The sequence below is a fragment of the Enteractinococcus coprophilus genome (assembly GCF_006716305.1).
Classification (GTDB): Bacteria; Actinomycetota; Actinomycetes; order Actinomycetales; family Micrococcaceae; genus Yaniella; species Yaniella coprophila.
Map to the genome: position 1 here is coordinate 1,008,161 of NZ_VFOU01000001.1, position 22,643 is coordinate 1,030,803.

Genomic DNA, 22,643 nt, shown 5'->3' on the forward strand with positions numbered 1-22,643 from the left:
CTCAGGTTATCTGGCACGACGGCAGAATACCGGTAGACACGAGGGTTTACTACCTGCTGTACCCTCTGATGTCTTCTTGTGGACGGTGGACGTGGCAGCAAACGCATGCGAAGATGCCACCATGAGCTTTGATCCATACGAACGATTACCAAAATTGCACGATATGACGCTGACCAGCGAGGACTTTACCGACGGCGACCGATTGCCGACCCGGTCGGTTATGACGGAACTCGGCGGCCAAGATGAACTGCCGCAGCTCAGCTGGTCGAATATTCCCGAAGGCACAAAGACGTTTGCCTTGACTTGCCTTGACCCTGATGCCCCAACGGGCTCAGGCTTCTGGCACATGTCTGCGTTCAACATCCCAGCCTCGGTCACGTCACTGCCGGGTGGGGCGGTACGTTGGGACACCATTAACTGGGATGCTTTCGGTGTCTCGGGCGAAGGCCAAGGACCGACCTGTGTTCGCAACTCCCGCAATGTGGCTGGCTTTACGGGTTCACGTCCTCCGGTTGGACATGGTGATCATCGCTACATGTTCGTTATTCACGCTGTAGATACCGCGCTAGAACTCGGGCCCGAGGCGCGACCAGAGCAGGTGGGCATGCAGTTGTTTAGCCATGCGATCGGCCGCGGCCGGATTACCGGACTTTTTGGACGCTAAGCGGCTGCCGAAGTGACCTCGAACTCGCCAATCGGTTCCGAAGTCGGGGTGGTTGATATGCAATGGATTGAAAACGACAACAACCCGCACGCTGGAGCGTGTGGCTCCGCGTGCGGGTTGGTCAGGGTCAACCGTGTGGCTAGGTTTTAGGCGTCGACGGTTGCGCGGTCCTGGCTGCGGGTTTCGGCCAGAATGTCGGTAATAACTCCCAAGCCTTCTTTCAGGAGGTCTTCACCAATGACAACCGGTGGCAAGAAGCGCAGCACGTTGCCGTAGGTTCCAGCCGTCAGGGTGATGACACCCTGTTTGCGTGCGGCAACCGCAACGTCGTTGACCAGGCTGGCCAGCGGAGCCTTGGTTTCTGGGTCAACGAACTCGACGGCCATCATCGCACCGCGGCCGCGGATCTCGCCGATGCGAGCGTCGTGGGTCTGAATCTGGGTGAAGTGTTCGGTGATGATCTCTTCGATGCGCAGGGCTTTGGCGGCGAGGTTTTCTTCTTCCATGACCTCAATCGATGCCAAGCCGGCGGCGACGGCGACCGGGTTTCCGCCGTAGGTGCCACCGAGACCGCCCGGGTGCACGGAGTCCATGATTTCGGCGCGACCGGTGACAGCCGACAGTGGCATACCCCCGGCGATACCTTTGGCCATGGTGATTAGATCTGGTTCGATGCCGTGGGTTTCGGAAGCAAACCAGGTGCCGGTGCGCACAAAACCGGTCTGGACTTCATCGGCGATGAACAGCACACCGTTGGCGTTACACCATTCGACAACTTTTGCCAGGAACCCTTCAGCTGGTTCGATGAAGCCACCTTCACCTTGGATGGGTTCCATAATGACGGCGGCCAGATTGTTGGCGCCGATCTGGACTTCTAGGGCTTCGATGGTGCGGGCTGCCGCTTGCTCGCCGGTCAGGCCGTCGCGGAAGGGGTAGGAACCAGGCACGCGGTACAGTTCGGACGCAAACGGACCGAAAGATTCTTTATACGGCATGTTTTTGGCGGTCAGACCCATGGTCAGGGTGGTACGGCCGTGGTAGGCGTTATCAAACGCGGCGATGGCCTGTTTGCCGGTATACGAACGCGCAATTTTGACGGCGTTCTCCACGGCTTCGGCACCCGAGTTCAGCAACACGGTGCGGGTTTGACCTGAGATGGGGACGATCTCGTCGAGCTTCTGGGCCAGTTTGCCGTAGGACTCGTACGGGGTGACCATAAAGCAGGTGTGGGTGAAGTCGTCAACCTGGGCTTTGACGGCTTCGGCAACTTTCGGATGCGATGCGCCGACCGTAGTCACGGCAATCCCAGAACCCAAATCGATCAGGCGGTTGCCATCGACGTCTTCCACAATGCCGCCCTCGGCGCGCGCTGCGAAGGCCGGGGTCGAGGGGCTGACGGCTTTGGGAACATAGGTTTCAAGTTGCTCACGCAGCTGGCGGGCTTTGGGGCCGGGCAGTTCGGTAACGAGTTTGCGAGACTGTTCCAGTGGTTCACGCGTCATGACGGATTCCTTAGAAGTGTTCAGATACGAATGGGATCATTCCTATTATCGGGCATACCGGCTATGTTCCGCCAATAGATTCTTGTCATTGTGGGTATGCTTAACCGTTATGGACGAACGGTTACTTACGGCGTTTCTGACCGTGGCAGAAACACGCAATGTGTCGGTGGCTGCCCGCCAGTTGAATATCACCCAGCCAGCGCTGTCTCGGCAGTTGCAAAAACTCCAGCGCCACCTGAAAGTCGAGCTGCTGCAATCGCACCACTCGGGGGTTGGGCTGACCGCGGCGGGCGAAGAGTTCTTGCCGGTGGCCCAGAGCGTCGTCGACGAAATTCGCAAGGCCGAAGCGTTTGCTCGGATGCTGTCGATCGGGCGCTTTTCCGAAATCACATTCGCCGCCCCCGGGACCACGCTGATCGACGTCGTTATTCCCTTTGTCGCAACCCTAGATTCCTCCGAATTGCATTCCCACGTCATTGAAACGCCGCTGGGGACGTCGTTGGAGCAAGCCGTCAATACCGCGGATCTGGTGATCATGCCCTCGGCTCCGCCCAAGGAATTTGCCTCGATCGCGCTTGTTGAGCTGCCCGTGTGGGCCTATGTTGCTCCGAACCATCCGTGGGTTGACCGCGACGAGATCCTGCTGGAGGAACTCGTCGAGGAGCGTGTGGTGGTGACGACCACGGATTTTATGTCTCGGAGGGTATTCGACGGCGCCGTTGACGTCGCAGGGCTGACCGTGCCGCAGATTGTCGAAACGAATTCGGGCCGGGTTGCCCAGGCGCTGGTTGCTACCGGCAACGGGGTCGCGGTGGTCACCGAGGACGCCTACTTTGGGCTCAAACCCGCCAAAATCATGTCGGGGCACAAGATTTTATCGGTGTGGTTATATGCCGGATGGCGGGCAGATCACTACGCCTACGACGACGTCCAAGCGCTCGCCGAACGCCTGGCCAGATTTGCTCAGGCTCGCTATCCGAGACTCACGCCGGGGCCGATCGATCCGACCGTGCGTTTGTGACGGTGAGCCAGGGGCGATTAAACCGCCCAAACCGGACATAACGCCAGCCGCGGGTGTAACTGGGCGTTAGACTGTAGGGCGTGAATACGACCAACACCTCTGAAACCAACACCTCCGTTGACGCCGTGGAGAATACGCGAGATCAACGAAAGGTCCGCCACATCAAGCGCCAAGAGCTGCTTGATGCGGGCCAGCAGGCCTACCCGGTTGCCGTCGAGCGCACCCATACGCTGGCTCAGATCCGCGACAAATACCCAGATTTAGAAGCCGGGGTGGAAACCGGCGAGATGGTCTCAGTGGCCGGACGGGTCGTATTCCAGCGCAACACCGGAAAGCTGTGCTTTGCCACGCTGCAAGAAGGCGGCGAAAACGGTGAGCACCCGCGCTTACAGATCATGCTGTCGCAGGGCAAGGTCGGCAAAGAATCCCTGGATGCCTATAAGCACCTGGTCGATCTGGGTGACCACATCGCCGTGACCGGTGAGGTCATTACCTCCAAACGCGGTGAACTGTCGATCATGGCCGATACCTGGACCATGGCTTCTAAAGCGTTGCGCCCGCTGCCGGTGCTGCACGCCGATTTGGCCGATGAGACCCGCGTGCGTCAGCGCTACGCGGATCTGATCGTGCGCCAAGAAGCTGCCGAAATGGTCCACAAGCGCGCCGGTGTGGTGCGGGCAATCCGCCGCACCCTGGAAGATCAGGGCTACATCGAGGTCGAGACCCCGATCCTGCAGCTGATCCACGGTGGCGCTCAGGCCCGGCCATTTGAAACGCACCTGAATGCATTCGACCAGAAGATGACCCTGCGCATCGCGACCGAGTTGTTCTTGAAGCGCGCTGTTGTCGGTGGCATCGATAAAGTCTTTGAAATCGGCCGGGTTTTCCGCAATGAGGGCGTCGACTCAACTCACTCGCCAGAGTTCACCATGCTGGAAGCCTACGAAGCCTATTCGGATATGTACGGCATGGCCGAACGGATCCGCGAAATCATCCTGGCCGCAGCCAAAGCTGCCGGCGTCGAAAGCCAACTGACCACCCCTGAAGGCAAGACCATTGTGCTGGACGGTGACTGGGAGTGGAAAGAGTTCTACCCGGCCGTCTCCGAAGCCGTGGGCCAAGACGTCACCCCGGATTCCACCGCCGAAGAACTGCTGGCGCTCGCCAAAGCCAACAACCTAGATATCGATCCGTTCAAACACAACGATGCTCAAGAGCTGGCGCTGGAACTATTTGATGAACTGGTCGAGCCCAACCTGGTGCAACCAACCTTCGTCTACCACTACCCGCAAGCCGCCCAACCGCTGGCTCGCCCACATCGCGAAGACCCGCGCATGGTCGAAGCCTGGGACCTGATCATTGACGGTTTTGAAGTCGGCACCGCGTTCTCCGAGCTGGTCGACCCCGTCATCCAGCGCGAACGCCTGACCTCCCAATCCGAAGCCGCAGCCGCTGGCGATGAAGAAGCCATGCAACTGGATCACGACTTCCTGCGCGCACTAGAATATGGTGCCCCACCAACCGGTGGACTGGGCATGGGGGTCGACCGGCTGGTCATGCTCTTGACAGGGACCGGTATCCGTGAAACTATTCTGTTCCCGTTGCTCAAGCCAGAAGGCGACGACTAAGGAGATACCGTGGACGTATTCATGGACTACTTCGAAGTCCTGGCCCCCTCCATCGGGCTGTTCTTCATCTTCTGGTTGGTCATGCGCTCACTGTTCCGAGGAGATTCGGGTGAACGCGATGCGCGACGTGAAGCAGAAGAACGCGAAGCCCAAGCGTGGGCTGAAGCTCAGGTGGCCAAGCAGCGTGGCGACGACGTCGACGAGGCCGTCGAAAAGTTATAACTGGCGGCCCAACGCACCACAAACCTGGTTATCCTGCAGCCCACCAATTACGTTTATCTGAAAGGATACGGTTTGTGCGAAGACGCCCCTGAGCCAGTACGACTCAGCTTTGGGGAAAGATGGCACATTTCCTTCGCCCAGCAGTGAACAGCAGTCTCAATACAATTCATAACTCAGTACGATCAGACCTATAGCCAGCAAGGAGCGTGCCTATGTTTGAAAGATTTACCGATCGGGCCCGACGAGTCGTAGTGCTAGCGCAGGAAGAAGCGCGCATGCTCAACCACTCGTACATCGGTACCGAGCACATCCTGCTCGGGTTGATCCATGAGGGTGATGGTGTTGCAGCCAAAGCCCTCCAGTCCCTCGATGTCTCCCTGGGCGCGGTGCGCGAACAGGTTCGAGAAATCATCGGCCAGGGTCAACAAGCCCCATCCGGCCACATCCCATTTACCCCGCGTGCCAAAAAAGTCTTAGAACTGTCGCTGCGTGAAGCACTGCAGCTGGGCCACAACTACATTGGCACCGAGCACATCCTGCTGGGTCTGATTCGTGAAGGCGAAGGCGTTGCCGCACAGGTTCTGGTACAGCTTGGCGCTGACCTGAACCGCGTCCGCCAGACTGTTATCCAACTGCTGTCCGGTTACCAGGGTTCCGGCGAGTCCGAAGGCAAAGAAGCTGCCGGCGTCTCAGCCTCTGGTCAAAGCCAGGGCCAGCCAGCCGGATCGGTTGTGCTCGACCAGTTTGGTCGCAACCTGACTGCTGCGGCTCGAGAGTCCAAGCTTGACCCTGTGATTGGCCGTTCCGATGAAATGGAACGCGTCATGCAGGTGCTGTCTCGCCGCACCAAGAACAACCCGGTGCTGATCGGTGAACCAGGCGTTGGTAAAACCGCCGTCGTCGAAGGCTTAGCACAGGCCATTGTGCGCAACGACGTCCCTGAGACACTCAAAGATAAACAGCTCTACACCCTGGACCTAGGTTCCTTGGTCGCAGGGTCCCGCTACCGCGGTGACTTCGAAGAACGCCTCAAAAAGGTGCTCAAAGAAATCCGCACCCGCGGTGACATCATCTTGTTCATCGACGAAATCCACACCCTGGTGGGTGCCGGTGCAGCAGAAGGCGCCATTGATGCCGCATCGATTCTCAAACCGATGCTGGCCCGTGGCGAACTCCAAACCATCGGTGCAACCACCCTGGATGAGTACCGCAAGCACATTGAAAAAGATGCGGCTCTGGAACGTCGTTTCCAGCCAATCCAAGTGGATGAACCCTCGGTTGAAGACACCGTAGAAATTCTGCGCGGTCTGCGTGACCGTTACGAAGCACACCACCGAGTCTCGATCACCGATGATGCGCTCCACGCCGCAGCAGTCATGGCGGATCGGTACATTTCGGATCGCTTCCTGCCGGATAAGGCTGTAGACCTCATTGATGAGGCCGGTGCCCGCCTGCGCATCCAGCGCATGTCGACGCCGCCAGAAATCAAAGAATTCGATGCCCGCATCGAAAAGGTCCGCCAGGAGAAGGAAGCCGCAATCGACGGCCAAGACTTCGAAGGTGCGGCCTCCTTGCGTGACAAAGAACAGCAATTACAGGATGAACGCAACCGCAAGGAACGCCAGTGGCGCGAAGAAGCCGCCACCGGTATTGCCGAGGTTGATGAAGATCTGATTGCTGAAGTGCTGTCCAAGTCGACCGGTATTCCGGTCTTCCGCCTCTCGGAGACCGAAGCCGAGCGTCTGCGCAACATGGAATCCGAACTCCACCGCCGAGTCATTGGCCAGGACGAAGCCGTCAAGTCACTATCGCGTGCGATCCGTCGTACCCGTGCAGGGCTGAAGGACCCAAATCGTCCAACCGGTTCGTTTATCTTCGCCGGTCCAACCGGTGTTGGTAAAACCGAGCTGGCCAAAACCCTCGCCGAGTTCTTATTCGGTGACGAAGACGCCCTGATCACCCTGGACATGTCAGAGTTCCAGGAAAAACACACGGTCTCACGCCTCTTCGGTGCCCCTCCAGGCTATGTGGGCTACGAAGAAGGCGGTCAGCTGACCGAACGGGTTCGCCGTCGTCCATTCTCCGTCGTGCTGTTTGACGAAGTTGAAAAGGCCCACCAGGACCTGTTCAACTCACTGTTGCAGATTCTGGAAGAAGGTCGCCTGACCGACTCACAGGGTCGCGTCGTGGACTTCAAGAACACCGTGATCATCATGACCACCAACCTGGGGACTCGCGATATTTCGCGCGGTGTCCAGACCGGTTTCCAGTCGATCTCCGACACCCAGACCGGCTACGAGCGGATGAAGGCCACCGTACAGGAAGAGCTGCGCCAGCACTTCCGTCCGGAGTTCCTCAACCGTGTGGACGACGTCATCGTCTTCCCGCAGCTCACCAAGGAAGAGATCGTCGAGATCGTCGACCTGTTCGTGGCCAGCCTGCAGGCACGCTTGACCGAACAGAACCTGAGCATCGAACTCAACGATGCTGCCAAGGAACTGTTGGCCGAGCGCGGATACGACCCATCCATGGGTGCCCGTCCGCTACGCCGTACCGTCCAAGACCTGCTCGAAGACAAACTGTCTGAGAAGCTGCTCTACGGTGAAATCCCTGCCCACTCGCACATCGTGGTCACGGCCTCGGGCGAAGGCAAGGACGCAGTCCTGGAGTTCGAGATCATCGAGAAAACCGAATCTATCGAAGCCCCACCAGAACGTGAGGCCATCGAAGCAGGTAGCGACAGCTAACCTCATACGATGACCAACGAAGCGCCGGCACCCACTCAAGGGAGCCGGCGCTTTGTCTGTGCCCAAATCCAAGACCTTCGCAACACACCTCATCGCCACCGTACAGTGGCCCACAGTAGAGACCGTACCCCGGGGAGCCGACACGGCTAAGAGTGCACACTGTGCAGACCCGAACACCTGATCCGGGTCATGCCGGCGAAGGAAGGGCTCTATGGCTTCACCAATCCACGGATACGGTCATCTCTGCGGGCGCCAAGCTTGCATCTACCAGGACCCGATCACCGTCATGTCGGCAGTCGCAGTGGTCACCTCACAACTGGCCTTGGGTGCACCCTGTCCACCTCATTCGTACCGGCCTACGATATTGCCCGACGAATCGCGACCCTGCATCAACTGTCAGGCGGCCGGGCCGCATGGAAAATTGTCACAACAACCTATGACTACGAAGTCCAAAACATGGGGCCTGCCAGGGTTAGAACCTAAAGCCGACAACCATCAAAGAGCTCGCCGTTGAAGGAGCCATCGCCCAGTTCAAGCCGCTTCGCGCCGGTCATCCGGTTGCTCGAAGAAGCCACCAATCAGAACTTTCCCGCAACAAGTTCGAGAATGTGACGGGCCAGTTCGGCCGGACGTTCAAAGACGACGGCGTGGCCAGCATCCACGGACACAAATTCGGCACCGGCGATCGCTTCGGCTAAGTGCAATTGATGTCGGATCGGCACCATAATGTCCTGTTCACACGCAACTACCAGCGTGGTGGCAACAATTCTCCCGAGCACGCCAGCAACGCTGATGCGTCGATTCAACTCCATCTGCTTCGCCCCAAAAGCTGTTGTCGGTTGCATGTTGGCCACGATGCGAGCTACCTGTTCTTCGGACAGGGAGGCAAGATAGGTGCCGCTAAACGCCGCGAGCACGTCAAATTGTCCCGAGGCATCGGGATCGGTCTTGGCAAGATGCGCAGACAGTTGGTTGCGGAGCAGTTGCTGGTTATCGGTTTTCACCCAGCCGGCAATCAGCACCAGATTGGCGATCAATTGAGGCTGTTGTGCCGCAACCAGCGATGCAATCACCGCGCCTAACGAATAACCGACCAGGGTAATTCGATGCTCGTGCAGTTGCAGCTGTTCGATGACACCCAGGACCTGGTCTACCAGCTGTTGGGTTTCAATCGTATCTGTGCCCGGGTCGGTCCAGTCCACCCCGACGACGCGATGATGCGCAGCCAACATCGGATACAGGTGGGTGTAGTGCGTGTCCGTGGCTCCACCGGTGCCATGGACTAAGACGATCACCTCATCGCTACCGCGGTCGTCTTGGGAATCAACGAAACTGACTTCCAAATATTCGGTCGCATCGGTAGTCATGGTTCTCCTAGGAACGTTCTTGGACGGTGGCGTGCAGGGCTCGCATTGTCGAGGCAGCGTAGCCTGAGCCAAATAACAATACGTGAACGAGTAGCGGGACCAGTTGGAAAGCTGGGATGCGTTCTTTCCAGCCGGCTGGTAACGGAAAGATCTGTTCGTATCCGTGCAGGACGGCGGGCCCGAAGCCGCCGAACAGGTGCATCATCGCGATGTCTTGTTCACGATGACCCCAATGACACGAGGGATCGATGAGCCAATTGGCTCCCGTTGCATCGATCATGCGATTGCCCGCCCAAAGATCTCCATGCACCACGGTCGGGGGTTCTTCAGGGCCAAGATGATGCGGGCGGAGGGCCTGTGCTAGTTCAACGGCTTCACCGCTGAGTAGCCCCTGGCTCACAGCCTGCTGGGTGAGGGGCAGGATCCGGTTTCGCACCAGTGACTCATACAGGGTTGGCGCGGGGTTAAGGTTGATTCGTGCTGCCCCGAGAAACCAATGCGAAACACCGTCCAGGGCGCCGAATTGCTGGCCCGGTGCAGCGGCGCGTTGACCGGCTACATGCAGTCGTGCCAATTCCTGGCCGAATGCGGTCTCTACCTCACGGTCTGACCGCGGAGACTCCGCCGTATCGATGAGCTCGAGAAGCAGGTGGTCATCAGTCACCTCGTATACCTTGGGGACCCTGGCCCCAAGGTCGCGCATCGCTTGGAGACCGGTGGCCTCAAAGGCAAAAAACCCTTCGGGCGCGCCGGTCAGTGCCTTACGAAAAGCCGGGGTACCGTCCGCGAGGCGAATCATCGAGGTGCTACCGGTAAGGCTCATTTACCGCCATAGCGTTGCAGGACCGTTTCCAGACTGTCGTCTTGAATCGCTTTGACCAACCCGCGGGCGGCGTCTTCAATCTGGTCGTACATCGCCACGAAGGCTTCTTCTGGATAGCCATATGGGTCGGGCACATTTGCGATACCATCGGTGTCGACGGTTGATCCAAAAGCACCGAAGCGGACAATCTTGGCTCGCTGATCACCGTTTTCGGTCAGCGCCAGAATGTTCTCCAGATTCGAGTCATCCATGGCCAACACCAGGTCGACGTCGTCAATATGTTTCGGGGTGATCTGATCGGCCACAGAGCTAAAATCGTAGCCGCGCTCGGTGCCGACCTTGCGGGTGAGATGGTGGGCATCTTTACCGATGTGATAGTCCGCGGTGCCAGCCGAACGGACTTCGGCATCAATACCGGCTTTGACGAATTCGTGGTGCAGCACCGACTCGGCGGCGGGGGAGCGGCAAATATTTCCAAGACAAACAGTCAGAATCTTCATACCCCCATTGTGCTGAAAATTACGACTGCTGCGCCAACTTTGAACCTTCATGTCGGCAACCGGCGAAGTTGTTGACCCGAATTGTGCTGAGAACAAAGACTTTTTGGGCTAATTCGCTGGCAAATCAGCACAGCCACTACAGTTGGACAAATGGACATTCGCATCCGCCCTGCCCGAACCCCAGACGTACCGATCATTCGTGCCATGGTGCAACCGCTTGCCACCGAACGAGTGTTGTTAGATAAAGACAAGGTCGCGTACTACGAGGCCGTACAAGAGTTCATGGTTGCGGAAACCGATGACGAGGGCATTATCGGGTTTGGTGCGCTGCACGTGATGTGGGAGCACCTGGCCGAGGTCCGCACCCTGGCGACAGTCGATGGCCATCAGGGCCGCGGAGTCGGTGGCATGGTGCTCAACGCCCTGTTAGACAAAGCTGAAGCACTAGGTGTCCAACACGTCTTCTGTCTGACCTTTGAGACCTCGTTTTTCCAGCGTCACGGTTTTGAGATCATGAAGGACCAATCCGTGCTTGATCCCGACGTCTTTAACCAGCTGTTGCTGTCCACCGACGAGGGTGTGGCAGAGTTCCTTGACCTGGCTCGCGTCAAACCCAATACGCTAGGCAATACCCGGATGATCATCGATCTCGCCGAGCGTCCAAACCAGTCTTAGGGTAACGCCAGCACATCCTCGTCTAATACGGCTAAACCATCGTGGACCAGCCCGCTCATAGCGCGCTCCCACTGCGATTCTTCAGGCACATGGCGACCTAATCGACCGGTAGCTTCCACCGTGGACTGTAACCGGGCCACATCAATCGCCCCTTGCGCGCGTAAGACTCCCATGATCGCCCCGCGCACCTGCCGGTCAGAGCCATTCCACGACTGGGTTTTCGCTACGGTTTCCGGCTCTGGCTTACTCGCTGCCACCCAGGCACACTGATCCAACACCGGGCACTGTTCACACTTGGGTGCCCGCGCAGTACAGATCAGCGCACCCAGCTCCATGGTCGCCACATTCCACGTATTGGCCTGCGCAATCCCCTGGGAGGTTGTGGTGTCGGGCATCAGGGCTGCGGCCAGACGGCGTTCGGCGGCAGTTAGACTGGGCGCGGCAGCACCCACCCCGGTGAAAATCCGGGCGTGGACTCGGCGCACGTTGGTATCAATCACGACCTCGGGAATCTCAAACGCAAATGATGACACGGCGGCCGCGGTGTATTCGCCAATGCCCGGTAGCGCCAGCAGCTTGACAGGATCGGCCGGCAGCACACCGTCGTGGTGTTCTACTACCGCTTTGGCGGTCTCGTGCAGTCGTAGGGCACGGCGCGGGTAGCCTAGACGGCCCCACATGATCAACACATCGGCCGGTTCGGCTGCGGCGAGCTCGGCCGGTCCCGGCCAGCGCTGCATCCACGCCAACCAGGGTTCCCACACCCGGGCGACCTGGGTTTGTTGCAGCATCACCTCGGATACCAGCACGCCCCAGGCGGTGGTCTCGGGTTCGCGCCAGGGCAGTTGTCGCGCGTTTTCCGCATACCAGTCGAGAATGCGAGAACGTACCTCGTGGACATGCGGGGTGTTGAGTTGATCGGTGGCAGATGACATAGACACCATGGTAGTGCCGAGACGAAATTTGGCAGTTTGCATGGCTACACTTGTGAACATGTCTGATCAGCATCTTCCCCCGCGTTCACCACGCCCACGAAAAATCCCCCCGCACATTCTGCGGCGGCGCCGGATTGTGGCGGTCATTATTTTGTTGATTATTCTCGCGCTGATCGGTTGGGGCATTTGGGCTTTGATCGGATTGTTTTTACCCGACGACGATGATCAGTCCAGCCCGCAGCCACAGCCCACGGTTACCGAGACCGTCTCGCCCTCTCCGGAAGCATCCGAAGAGGAAGATAACGACGACGAGCCCAGTGCCGATGCGTGTGCCCCGGAAATGTTGGTCGTCACCGGTGCTACGGACCAGGAGTCATATGCTCCGGATGAGACACCGGAGTTTACGCTGACGGTCACACACGATGGGGATGTGTTGTGTGATGCGTCGTTGGGCTCGGATCAGCAGAACTTCGTGGTCGAAGATGCCGATGGTGGCTTTGTGTTCTCCACGCGCGCCTGCCAGGTCGATCCGCAAGAGCAGATCGTTGAGATGGAACCGGGCCAGTCGGAGGAGGTTATCTTTGAATGGGAACGCGTCGGCACCGATGAGCAGTGCGAGACGATCATTGATGACGTCGAGCCCGGTGAGTATCAGCTGGTCGTGGCGATGGGGGAACACGAGGCCGAACCGGTGAGGTTCGAGCTTGCAGAGGATTAGTTATCCCACACGTCGTCCGGGCTGAGTTTGATTACATCGGCTAGCTTTTGACCGGCTGACGGCCGCGGTGGTGGCCGAAAAGCCGGGTCGAAGATCGAGGCCATCGCATCGCCTAGCGAATCGGTTTGAACCACGCGCATACCCTGGGGCACTTTGAGTTCGGATTCTTTCGGAACGATGGCGTGTTTGAATCCCAGCCGGTAGGCCTCTTTGAGGCGACGTTCCATACCGGTGACCGGGCGCAGCTCGCCGGCCAGTGAAATCTCACCGATCATCACCGTGCTGCGCGGTAGAGGCGTGTCACTTCGTGACGACAAGATGGCAGCCGCCAGGGACAGGTCGGCAGCCGGTTCGTGAACAGTAATACCGCCAACTGTGGAAGCGTAAACGTCCTGGGTGGTCATGTCGATTTTGAAATGCCGCGACAGGATTGCCACCACCGTATTGAGTCTGGACTGGACTAATCCGGTCACAACCCGTCGGGGCGAGCCACCGCCACTGGTGGACACCAGGGCCTGGACCTCGGTCATCAGGGGGCGGTGCCCATCCATGGCAACCGTGATGGCAGTACCCGGCGCCGGGGTAGCAAACGTATTAATGAACAGCCCGGAGGGGTCATCAATCGATTCGATGCCGGAGTCGCGCATCGAAAAGCAGCCGACCTCATCGGTAGAACCGTACCGGTTTTTGACCGACCGGATGAATCGCAGCTGCGAGTGGCGGTCGCCGTGGAACTGACAGACGACGTCGACTAAGTGTTCCATGGTGCGCGGTCCGGCAATGCTGCCCTCTTTGGTCACGTGGCCGACCAAGATTGTGGCGATGTTGTGGCGCTTGGCTAACCGGATGATGCTGGCGGTGACTTCTTGGATCTGCATGCGCCCGCCAGGAGTGCCGTCAATTGCTGCCGACTGAATGGTCTGCACCGAGTCGATGACCATGAAATCCGGCAGGATCTGTTCAATTTGTCCCAAGACTTGGCCAAGGTCTGTTTCCGAAGCTAGCATCAGGTTTTCTTTGAGCGCACCGATGCGTTCTGCGCGCAGCCGGACCTGGGCAGCAGATTCTTCACCGGTTAGATACAAGGTTTTGCGTTGCTTGCCGTCGGTTGTTCGGGTGGCTGCAACGTGACCTGCAATGTCCAAGGCCATCGTAGATTTCCCGATCCCGGGTTCACCTGCCAACAGGATGACCGCACCGGGCACCAGGCCAGACCCCAGCACCCGGTCGAATTCTGAAACACCGGTGGGAAAGCTCTCCGCATGTGATGCATCGACCTCGGTGATGGGCTGCGCCAATTCATCCACGGTGACTTTGGCCGCTGGGGTACGAGTAGTCGCCGGGGTGACCCCGGCTTCTTCAATCGTGCCCCACGCTTGGCATTCGCCGCAGCGTCCCGTCCATTTTGCGGTCATCCAACCGCATTCGGAACACTTATAGGCCAGTTTGGTCTTTGATTTCGCCATGCCGCTAAGCCTACTCGCAGGCTAGGACACGATAAAGGAACTACACGTTGGGCAGATAGCTGGTGGCCTCGTTGTGATCCGAGCCGGTGGCTTCAATGAAGTCGACCATCATTGGCCGACACATCATCACCAGGGCTTCGCCGTGCAACGTATCTGCCCCAAGATTGCGCGGTGTCAGTTTGGTGGTGGCTGAGCCCAGCGCATCTCGTGCCACCGACAGAGATCGATGACGCCCCGGAGCAACAGGTTCGGCAACCGACCGGCCCAGGACAGCAACCGCATCGGCGGCATCCGAGAACCATGCAGACATACGTTCCAAATCGTCCTTGGCCTGATCTTTAGTATCGAATTCATCGATCACGGTGATTACCCGACGGGCGATAATACGTAGTGAGCGGACCGCCAGATCAGTCTTTTCTAAGGTGCGCGACATCTCTTGGAGGTCTTGGCGTGCCGAACGTTGCGTCGGAGAATACGTGGCCATCTGGTCCGCCCGAGCGATCTCACTGCGAACCGCATCAATCTTGGACTGCAATCCCCGAGCCTCAATGAGTGCCACCCAGCCGCCGCGCGAGTCGTGTTCAGCTAAGGCCTGAGAGAGCTCACGGAAGACCCCGGTGATAGACGTGAACAATTCGCGCATCCCAGCGACAGTTTCTTTTCGGAATGAAACCGGCGTCAGCATAGTGATCGCAATAGCAATAACCCCGCCGATGACGGCGTCCACAGAACGACTCAACGGCCCCTCCGGCGGGATCGGTAATAACACCACCAGAACGGCCTGGATCGACATCTGAGTGGTGAAGATTACTCCCGAATCCAGAAACCTGGCAAGCACAATCGTAATGAAGACCACGAGCACACCCTGCCAATACCCCTGCCCCAAGAGCGCTTGTAAGGAATCGCCAACTAGTATGCCTAACGTCACGCCGATTGAAACTTCGAGGGCTTTGCGGATATGCGGATCGCGTCCAAAGCCCAGGGTGATTAAGGCAGAAGTAGCCGCAAAATAGGGCTCACTGTGACCGAATATAATAGCCGCAAAAGCATACGCAGCCACTGCGGCAATGGCTGAAATTGCCGCAGGAATAAGCGATTTTCGGGCACGCCAGGTGCCCGAGCGGAATCGAGAGGAGAAGAATTTTTTGACCTTCTGCCAACCCTTGGGCTCCGGAGCCACCGGTAGCGGGGTCGTGTGCATGCGTTCAGCCATGGTCTTATCCTACGAGGTAGGCCAAGATTGTCTAAAGGCGCTGAGCGGAAAAACGTTAACCCGCTGTTAATCTTTCGACAGCCAGCAGGTTACCTAGCGTGCGTAGCTTCGTTGAATAGTTAGGGCCATCAAGCCCAAACTTTTCCGGCCCAACGTACTGACTCACAACAAACTCGAAAGAGGAAAACACCAGTGAAGTTTTCTCGTTTTTATCGCTCCGCTGCTATCGCATCCGTGGCCGCTCTGGCTCTTGCAGCTTGCTCATCTGACGACGCCGCTGATGAAAACGCCGGTGGCGACTCCGGTGACCAGGCCTCGGCAGAAGTATCGGGCAACCTGATCGGTGGCGGAGCTTCATCGCAGGAAGCTGCGATGACCGCCTGGGCTGCAGGCGTCACCGAGGTGCACCCAGATCTGACCGTCAACTACGACCCAGTTGGCTCCGGCTCCGGTCGTGAAGGCTTCATTGCAGGCCAGTACACCTTCGCTGGTTCCGACTCCGCGATGGATGCTGAAGAACAAGAACAAGCTTGCGGCTCAGGGAGCCCATTCCACGTTCCTTCCTACATTTCTCCTGTTGCTGTTGCCTTCAACCTCGAAGGCGTCGACAGCCTCAACATGAAGCCAGACACCATCGCCAAGGTATTCGCCGGCGAAATCACCTCCTGGGACGATGCCGAAATCGCAGAGCAGAACGAAGGCGTTGAACTGCCAGCGACCGGCATCACCGTCGTCCACCGCTCGGATGACTCGGGTACCACCGAAAACTTCACTGATTACCTCAACGGTGCTGCCGGCGACGCCTGGACCTGGGAAGCAGCAGACGCATGGCCAGAAGAACTCACCGGTGAATCTGCACAGCAGACTTCCGGTGTTGTCTCCCTGACCACTGACACCGATGGTGCCATCACCTATGCTGATGCTTCCCAGATTGGTGGCCTGTCCACCGTTGCCGTCGGTGTTGGCGAAGACTACGTCGAATACTCCGCTGAAGCTGCAGCTTCGGCGGTAGAAACCGCCGAAGAAGACCCAGAATCTGAAGGTGCTCGCATCCTGGATCGCAGCACCGAAGAAGAAGGCGTCTACCCAATCGTCATGATCTCTTACCACATCTTCTGTGACACCTACGACAACGAAGAAATGGTAAACCAGGTCAAGGCGTTCGGTAACTACGTCATCTCCGAAGACGGTCAGATCGCTGCTGAAGATTCCGCAGGTTCGGCCCCAATCTCGGAAACCATTCGCGAAGAGGCTACTCAGCGCCTCGACGCGATTACTGTTGCTGGTTAGGCCAGGAAATTAGCTTTCACTAGCTGATACCACCGCTTGGCACCACAAGCGGTGGTATCGGCATGAAAGACACTCTTCTTTATATGAACGTTCAGGAGTACAACGTGACAACCACATCCCCGCGCACCAAGACACCAGCGCGTAATACCACTTCCGCGGTGGGGGATAAAGTCTTCAAAGGCATGTCGTGGACCGGTGGCGTGATCATTTTGGTCGTGCTTGCTTTCGTGGCCCTCTTCCTGCTGACGCGATCCCTACCGGCCATTGCTCCCGATACTTTCGGCCCGGGTGCTGATCAGGCGATAGATTTCTGGGGCTATGTCTGGCCCCTGATGGCAGGAACGGTCATTGTTTCTGCTATCGCACTCCTGTTGGCCACCCCTGTCGCTATGGGGGTTTCGCTGTTTATTAGCCACTACGCGCCGCGTCGTTTCGCCAACACCATCGGATACGTCATCGACTTACTGGCCGCCATTCCGTCTGTGGTCTATGGCGCCTGGGGCATGCTGGTGATCGCACCACTTATGGTGCCGATCTATCAGTGGTTGCACGACAACTTAGGGTTCATCCCACTGTTCGCCGGTGATCCATCGACCACCGGGCGAACCATTTTGACTTCCGGGGTCGTTCTCGCCGTCATGGTCCTGCCGATCATGACCGCCCTGTGTCGCGAAATTTTCCTTCAGGTACCACACCTGCAAGAAGAAGCCGCACTTGGCCTGGGCGCCACCCGGTGGGAAATGATCAAAATGACCGTCTTCCCATTCGCTCGCGCCGGTATCATCTCTTCGATTATGCTTGCTCTTGGCCGTGCGCTGGGTGAAACCATGGCCGTAACGATGGTGCTGTCTCCGGGCGGATTCTCCTGGTCGCTCATCACATCGGGTGCCAACGCAACCATCCCATCAGAAATTGCATTGAACTTCCCAGAAGCTTTCGGTCAACGCCAGGCGGAACTTATCGCAGCGGGTCTGATGCTGTTTGTGATCACCCTGATCGTCAACGTCATCGCCAGGGCTATCGTTAACAGTCACGCGAAGAAAGCTGAGGGTCTGTCATGAGCTCCCAAATCCATTCGCGTACGAAACCTAAGACCCCGGTTCAGCCTCCGCAGGGCCCAGACGGCGAAAAGAAACCAGAAGAGATGACGCCAAAAAATAAGACATCCCGGTTGGACTCCTTGACGGCCAACCGGAAACCATCCTGGACGTGGGTGGCGGCAGCCGCCGGTTCAATTGTGGTCGCTGCGATTGTCACCGCACTGCTGTTTGAATCATTTAGCATCGTTGGTTTTGTCCTCATCGCTGGGTTGTTGTACATCGTCTCGATGTATGTGACCAGCCGGGTGTTAGAAAATCGGCTCAAGGCCACTGATGAATTCTGGCGTCATTTGATCTGGACCGCATTTATCATCGCGTTGGTCCCGCTGATTTCCGTGATCTGGTCGGTTGTTTCGCAAGGCTTACCCACCCTGCTAGCCAACCCAGGGCTGCTGACCACCGACATGAAAGGTGTGGTCGGGGCAGACGATATCGCAACCCAGACCGAAGGTGCGCCACTGCAAGGTGGTATTCTGCACGGTCTGATCGGGACCGTGGCCATCACGGTGCTCGCCAGCGTCATCTCGATCCCAGTGGGGCTCTTTGCCTCGATCTACTTGGTCGAATACGCCAACCGCAACGCGTTCTCACGTGCTATTCGCTTCTTCGTGGACGTTATGACCGGTATCCCATCGATCGTTGCCGGTCTGTTCGCCTTCGCCGGGCTGAGCCTCCTGATCGAATTGGTTGTAGGAACCTCTCCGCAAGCCCTGCAGTCGGTCAAGACCGGTTTTGCTGCAGCACTAGCACTGAGCGTGTTAATGATCCCGGTCGTGGTGCGCTCGACCGAAGAGATGCTGGAGGTCGTCTCCGACGAACTCCGTGAAGCATCCTACGCCCTGGGTGTGCGCAAATGGCGCACCATTATGAAAGTCGTGCTGCCAACCGCTATGTCGGGTATTGCTTCGGGTGTCACCCTGGCCATCGCCCGGGTAACCGGTGAAACCGCACCGATCTTGGTGACCGCAGGGTATGCGGCAACCACCAACTGGAACCCGTTCTCCGAGTGGATGACCGCACTGCCGGTCTTCATCTACCGCCAGCTGGTCAACCCAACCGCACCCGCTGCTGGCGACCCGTCGATGGCGCGCGCCTGGGCAGGTGCCCTGGTACTCATTGTCATCGTGATGGGTCTGAACCTGGCAGCCCGTGTCATCGCAAAGAACTTCGCACCGAAGACCGGCAAATAAGCTCGGTTACCGGTTACTCAATTAAAAGGAAAAACTCTCATGGCAAAAAGCATCGAAGCCGTCGATCTCAATTGCTACTACGGCGACTTTCTGGCCGTCAAAGATGTCAACATCAAAATCGCACCACGCGCCGTGACCGCCTTCATTGGCCCATCCGGTTGTGGCAAAACCACCTTCTTGCGCACGCTGAACCGGATGCACGAAGTCACCCCAGGTGCCCGCGCCGAAGGCCAGATCTTCCTGGACGATGAAGACATTAACTCCCCAAATGTGGATCCGGTGCGCGTCCGCTCGACAGTGGGGATGGTCTTCCAGCGACCAAACCCCTTCCCAACCATGTCGATCCGCGAGAACGTGTTAGCCGGTTACCAGCTCAACGGCATCAGGTTGTCGAAATCGGACTCCGAAGCGATCCTGGAGCGCTCCTTGACCGGTGCGAACCTGTGGAATGAAGTCAAAGACCGTCTAGATCGCCCAGGTGGTGGCCTGTCGGGTGGTCAGCAGCAGCGCCTGTGCATCGCCCGCACGATCGCCATCGAACCCGAAGTGATCCTCATGGATGAGCCAGCTTCGGCGCTGGACCCGATCTCGACCCTGGCGATCGAAGACCTCATTCATGAACTCAAAGAGGATTACACCGTCGTCATCGTGACACACAATATGCAGCAGGCTGCTCGGGTGGCTGATAAAACCGCATTCTTCAACCTGCAGGCCATCGGAGAACCCGGCATGCTTATTGAATACGACGACACCACCACGATCTTCAACAACCCATCCAACGAACAGACTGAAGCCTACATTTCTGGACGCTTCGGCTAAGCCAACTTGAATACCAGCGCGGCGAAACTCCTTGATAACGGGGCTCGTCGCGCTGGTGTTTAAAATCGTGGTTACGGGCGGCCCTCAGTATTTGAGATGACTTAGGAATGCAAAATCCCGGCCTGCGCACAGGCCGGGATTCTCAAACTTACGATGTCGGGCCGGGCACGCCTCACGGCGTGTGGCCGCTCAAAGCGGCTAATGATTTGGAGCCCGGGGGTACCGCAACCCGACATCTGTTAGTCACTCTATTGGCTCCTCCAGCGATAAGCAAGGAAAGTTCTCGCGACGGTCAATTCCGCGTTAATTCGCCGTTTTCATTGACGTCGATGGGCAAAACAAGGTATAAGCTATCGCATTTTCACGCCGTCTGACCACGCCGGGCGGACGCTAGATGAATGACACGATCAGTGCTAACAGTGCAAAACTGGTGAGCGCACAAATCACGACGGTCATCACAAAATACAGCATTAATCGCACGACCTGCGACCAGCGCACCGAGCCACTATTTTGAGCTGTACCCGCGCCGGTGATTGATGCAACCGTGGTCAAGGATGACGACAGCGGGATGTGCAACATGAAAGAGCCCACCAACAGCAACAATGCCGAGGTGCTGGACGCAAGCGCTGCATGAAGCGGGTCGAGTACGCTGATCCTGCGGGTCAGCGTGTAGTTGACTCGCCACGCGTTGATAAAGGTGCCGAGCCCCAGAAGCAGAACCACGCCGCCACCAAGCAGCCAGGTAGGGATGGTGCCCACACCGGCGGCTGCGACGGCCATGAGTAATACGATGTAGATGCGCTGGCCATATTGCACGCCGTGGCCTAGAGCATTCGCAGCGGCAGTAATGGCGAGCGTTCCGCGTGAACTGTAACCCACCCGGTGAGGTGCCGTGTCTTTACACAACCAGGTGACCGGGATCGCCAAACTCCATGCAAAGACGGCGGCCAACACGGGTGAAGCGATCAACGACAGGCCGATCCCGACGGCAACGGGGGACAGGTCAGCCAGTACCAGGTGGTTGGTGTCGAGCAGTGATACCGCTAACGCACCACCGGTCATGGAGGCCGTCAAAGCATGCGAAGAAGATACCGCGACGCCTTTCCACCAGGTGTACAGGGCCCACGCGAGCGCGATAGCTACACCAGCTACCGTGATCGTTAGACCGCGGTTGTTTAAGGGGACCAGTTCGACAAATTCTGCGGCAAAAAATTGGATGGTGCCCACACCCATGACGGCTCCAGCCATGCGCATCACGGCGGTCATCCACAGTGCGGTCATTGGGGTCAGAGCGCCGGCGGCGATGGGAAGCGCAACAGCGTTTGGGGTGTCGCGCCCGGCCACCACAAAGCTAAAAGCCGCGGTCAGCATAAAGACTGCGACGAGCAGGATTAGGGTGCCCATCTAGGAATCACGCACCAGGATCCGTCCTAGCTGAGTAGAGAATTCCCGAAGGGTCATAAAGGTGGCTTCTAGTGAGCGGGCGACTTCTTGTTGACGGTAATAGTGCCTGGCTAGCAGTTCGTCGGCGTCGGTAAGGCGCCAGGTCACCAACGCGCGTTGTGCTTGGTGGGTGAGGCGCTCCAGGTGCATCCAGGTGCTTTCCAACTCATCGTGGGAGGTGAGCTGACCGGTTGTGTCTAACACCAGATCGGCCTGTCGAGTCAGAATCTCTAATACGTCACCGGCCCGAGCTGGGAGCCGGTACTGGCGGGTCGCGTGGATAATGGTGCCGGTAATGGCCACGGCTTCGACCGCGCGATTAATCCAGGTTCCCAGCAGGTAGAGATCCTCGCGAGGTAGCGGCGTCAGGTAGGAGCTGCGCAGTGCGGTGAGCATGGCGGTCTGGGTTTTTGAAGCCTGGTCGTTGAGGTTATCGAGTTGCGCGTCGAGTTCGGTGCCTGTTTCTGGCGATGCACCAAACATTTGTGTCACAAGGTCTACGGACTCCACTAGGAATTTGGCAAGCGTTCGAACGTGAGTCGCGCCTGATTCATCGGCAGAAAATAGGCGCGTTACAGACAGCTTCATGATTGGTTACTTTACACACCGAAAGTTAATGCGGTGCTGAATTAATTCGTTGGACGTCGCTCGGCAGTCTCAGTCTGCAGGCGTCCTTGACGCCAGGCAGCGGCACAGAGCTCTAATTCGGTAGCGGTGCGCTGTAATTTCGTCGAGCGATGCTCCAAAGCTGCGGCAGCTGCCGGATTGTGATCTTCGAGTTGTTCGGCGTGCTGGTGCTGGCCGGCAGCAATCACCCGGGCGTAGGCGCCACCGCGCTCCAAAGCGATAGCAAAATCACCGGCGTATACCCCGGTGAGGATCTTGGTGATCAGCGACTGTAGGTCACGTGCCTGCGGTGGTTCAGAGGCGCCGGCGATCACACGCGAAACATATGCCTCATACCCCGCTCGGTACCAGGCGGCCCAACGGTCACCATCGCGTTGGGTGGCCTGCTGGAGAGCGTACAACCGCCACAGAGCGCCCCCATAGGTCACAGCAGGGGCATCGGCCCACATACGCGCCATCGTGTCGAGCCCGACGTCGGCGACGAGATCGACGAGCCAGTCAACAGTTGCATCATCGGCGTCAGGATCTTGCCCGGTTGCTACGAGTTTAGCCGCGATGATTTGGGCAGCGGAGAATACCTCGGCCGGATCGATGCCGCCCGAACGATGCTCAAACTCCTCAAGCGGCGTCAACTTCGGGCGGTGATATTGAATACCGGCGGAACTACCCCGCTGCAAACTCAACGTACTCCTT

General features: G+C 58.0%; 21 protein-coding genes and 1 riboswitch. Of the genes, 11 read left to right on the forward strand and 10 right to left on the reverse strand.

The genetic code is table 11. From position 1 onward, the window contains the following. Positions 1-91: 91 nt before the first annotated feature. Positions 92-664: a YbhB/YbcL family Raf kinase inhibitor-like protein gene (locus tag FB556_RS04680; protein WP_246057197.1), complete on the forward strand. Its 573-nt coding sequence runs from the start codon at positions 92-94 to the stop codon at positions 662-664. A 146-nt stretch (positions 665-810) separates the two neighbouring features. Here FB556_RS04680 and gabT read toward each other — a convergent pair whose 3' ends face one another. Continuing rightward, positions 811-2,166, reverse strand: a complete 1,356-nt coding sequence (gene gabT, locus FB556_RS04685) for a 4-aminobutyrate--2-oxoglutarate transaminase (RefSeq protein ID WP_141865165.1) — start codon at positions 2,164-2,166, stop codon at positions 811-813. A 109-nt stretch (positions 2,167-2,275) separates the two neighbouring features. On the opposite strand from gabT, the gene FB556_RS04690 reads away from it, so the two are divergent. The 4 genes from FB556_RS04690 to FB556_RS04705 all read left to right on the forward strand — a co-directional run bounded on the left by FB556_RS04690 (position 2,276) and on the right by FB556_RS04705 (position 7,784). Continuing rightward, positions 2,276-3,187, forward strand: a complete 912-nt coding sequence (locus FB556_RS04690; RefSeq protein WP_141865167.1) for a LysR family transcriptional regulator — start codon at positions 2,276-2,278, stop codon at positions 3,185-3,187. Positions 3,188-3,267: 80 nt separating this feature from the next. Beyond that, entirely contained in the window at positions 3,268-4,815 is a 1,548-nt protein-coding gene (gene lysS / locus FB556_RS04695; protein WP_141865169.1) for a lysine--tRNA ligase, read from the forward strand. A gap of 9 nt (positions 4,816-4,824) precedes the next feature. Continuing rightward, positions 4,825-5,037 carry a hypothetical protein gene (locus FB556_RS04700; protein ID WP_141865171.1) on the forward strand — a complete coding sequence of 71 codons (213 nt, stop codon included), beginning with the start codon at positions 4,825-4,827 and terminating at the stop codon, positions 5,035-5,037. Positions 5,038-5,249: 212 nt separating this feature from the next. Beyond that, positions 5,250-7,784 (forward strand): ATP-dependent Clp protease ATP-binding subunit, encoded by a 2,535-nt coding sequence (locus FB556_RS04705; RefSeq protein WP_141865173.1) that lies wholly within the window; start codon positions 5,250-5,252, stop codon positions 7,782-7,784. A 120-nt stretch (positions 7,785-7,904) separates the two neighbouring features. Next, a riboswitch (TPP riboswitch) is annotated at positions 7,905-8,005 on the forward strand. Between the two features lie 357 nt (positions 8,006-8,362). Here FB556_RS04705 and FB556_RS04715 read toward each other — a convergent pair. From FB556_RS04715 to FB556_RS04725, 3 genes are read right to left on the reverse strand one after another with little or no spacing between them, the layout of a single operon-like run. Further along, complete coding sequence (locus FB556_RS04715) at positions 8,363-9,151, reverse strand: alpha/beta fold hydrolase (RefSeq protein ID WP_141865175.1); 789 nt, start codon at positions 9,149-9,151, stop codon at positions 8,363-8,365. Positions 9,152-9,158: 7 nt separating this feature from the next. Next, on the reverse strand, positions 9,159-9,974 hold the full coding sequence (locus FB556_RS04720; protein WP_141865177.1) for a fructosamine kinase family protein: 816 nt from the start codon (positions 9,972-9,974) through the stop codon (positions 9,159-9,161). Next, the gene (locus FB556_RS04725) at positions 9,971-10,474 is read right to left on the reverse strand and encodes a low molecular weight protein-tyrosine-phosphatase (protein WP_141865179.1); all 504 of its coding nucleotides are present in this window, start codon (positions 10,472-10,474) and stop codon (positions 9,971-9,973) included. The genes FB556_RS04720 and FB556_RS04725 overlap by 4 nt, the downstream gene beginning before the upstream one ends. Before the next feature lie 150 nt (positions 10,475-10,624). Between FB556_RS04725 and FB556_RS04730 the strand changes: the two genes are divergently transcribed. Continuing rightward, positions 10,625-11,149, forward strand: a complete 525-nt coding sequence (locus FB556_RS04730) for an amino-acid N-acetyltransferase (protein WP_141865181.1) — start codon at positions 10,625-10,627, stop codon at positions 11,147-11,149. On the opposite strand, the gene FB556_RS04735 is transcribed toward FB556_RS04730, so the two are convergent. Further along, positions 11,146-12,084: an HhH-GPD family protein gene (locus tag FB556_RS04735; protein WP_246057198.1), complete on the reverse strand. Its 939-nt coding sequence runs from the start codon at positions 12,082-12,084 to the stop codon at positions 11,146-11,148. The genes FB556_RS04730 and FB556_RS04735 overlap by 4 nt on opposite strands. A gap of 58 nt (positions 12,085-12,142) precedes the next feature. On the opposite strand from FB556_RS04735, the gene FB556_RS04740 reads away from it, so the two are divergent. Then, a complete protein-coding gene (locus FB556_RS04740; protein WP_141865183.1) occupies positions 12,143-12,802 on the forward strand; it encodes a hypothetical protein in 660 nt (219 codons plus the stop codon). Here the strand turns inward: FB556_RS04740 and radA are convergent. Continuing rightward, entirely contained in the window at positions 12,799-14,268 is a 1,470-nt protein-coding gene (gene radA / locus FB556_RS04745; protein ID WP_141865185.1) for a DNA repair protein RadA, read from the reverse strand. The two genes, FB556_RS04740 and radA, sit on opposite strands and share 4 nt — an antisense overlap. Before the next feature lie 40 nt (positions 14,269-14,308). Further along, positions 14,309-15,481, reverse strand: coding sequence for an FUSC family protein (locus FB556_RS04750; RefSeq protein WP_141865187.1), 1,173 nt, complete (start codon positions 15,479-15,481; stop codon positions 14,309-14,311). A gap of 192 nt (positions 15,482-15,673) precedes the next feature. On the opposite strand from FB556_RS04750, the gene FB556_RS04755 reads away from it, so the two are divergent. The 4 genes from FB556_RS04755 (at position 15,674) to pstB (ending at position 19,880) form a co-directional block, all read left to right on the forward strand. Next, positions 15,674-16,771 (forward strand): phosphate ABC transporter substrate-binding protein PstS, encoded by a 1,098-nt coding sequence (locus tag FB556_RS04755; RefSeq protein WP_141865189.1) that lies wholly within the window; start codon positions 15,674-15,676, stop codon positions 16,769-16,771. Positions 16,772-16,854: 83 nt separating this feature from the next. Next, positions 16,855-17,832 (forward strand): phosphate ABC transporter permease subunit PstC, encoded by a 978-nt coding sequence (pstC, locus tag FB556_RS04760; protein ID WP_141865376.1) that lies wholly within the window; start codon positions 16,855-16,857, stop codon positions 17,830-17,832. 83 nt (positions 17,833-17,915) lie between these two features. Beyond that, a complete protein-coding gene (gene pstA / locus FB556_RS04765) occupies positions 17,916-19,061 on the forward strand; it encodes a phosphate ABC transporter permease PstA (RefSeq protein WP_141865378.1) in 1,146 nt (381 codons plus the stop codon). A gap of 39 nt (positions 19,062-19,100) precedes the next feature. Further along, entirely contained in the window at positions 19,101-19,880 is a 780-nt protein-coding gene (pstB, locus tag FB556_RS04770; RefSeq protein WP_141865191.1) for a phosphate ABC transporter ATP-binding protein PstB, read from the forward strand. A 390-nt stretch (positions 19,881-20,270) separates the two neighbouring features. Here pstB and FB556_RS04775 read toward each other — a convergent pair whose 3' ends face one another. The 3 genes from FB556_RS04775 to FB556_RS04785 all read right to left on the reverse strand — a co-directional run. Beyond that, the gene (locus FB556_RS04775; protein ID WP_141865193.1) at positions 20,271-21,284 is read right to left on the reverse strand and encodes an inorganic phosphate transporter; all 1,014 of its coding nucleotides are present in this window, start codon (positions 21,282-21,284) and stop codon (positions 20,271-20,273) included. Then, the gene (locus FB556_RS04780) at positions 21,285-21,911 is read right to left on the reverse strand and encodes a hypothetical protein (RefSeq protein ID WP_141865194.1); all 627 of its coding nucleotides are present in this window, start codon (positions 21,909-21,911) and stop codon (positions 21,285-21,287) included. A gap of 41 nt (positions 21,912-21,952) precedes the next feature. Continuing rightward, a partial coding sequence (locus FB556_RS04785) for a hypothetical protein (protein ID WP_342774654.1) occupies positions 21,953-22,643 on the reverse strand: 691 nt, incomplete at its 5' end.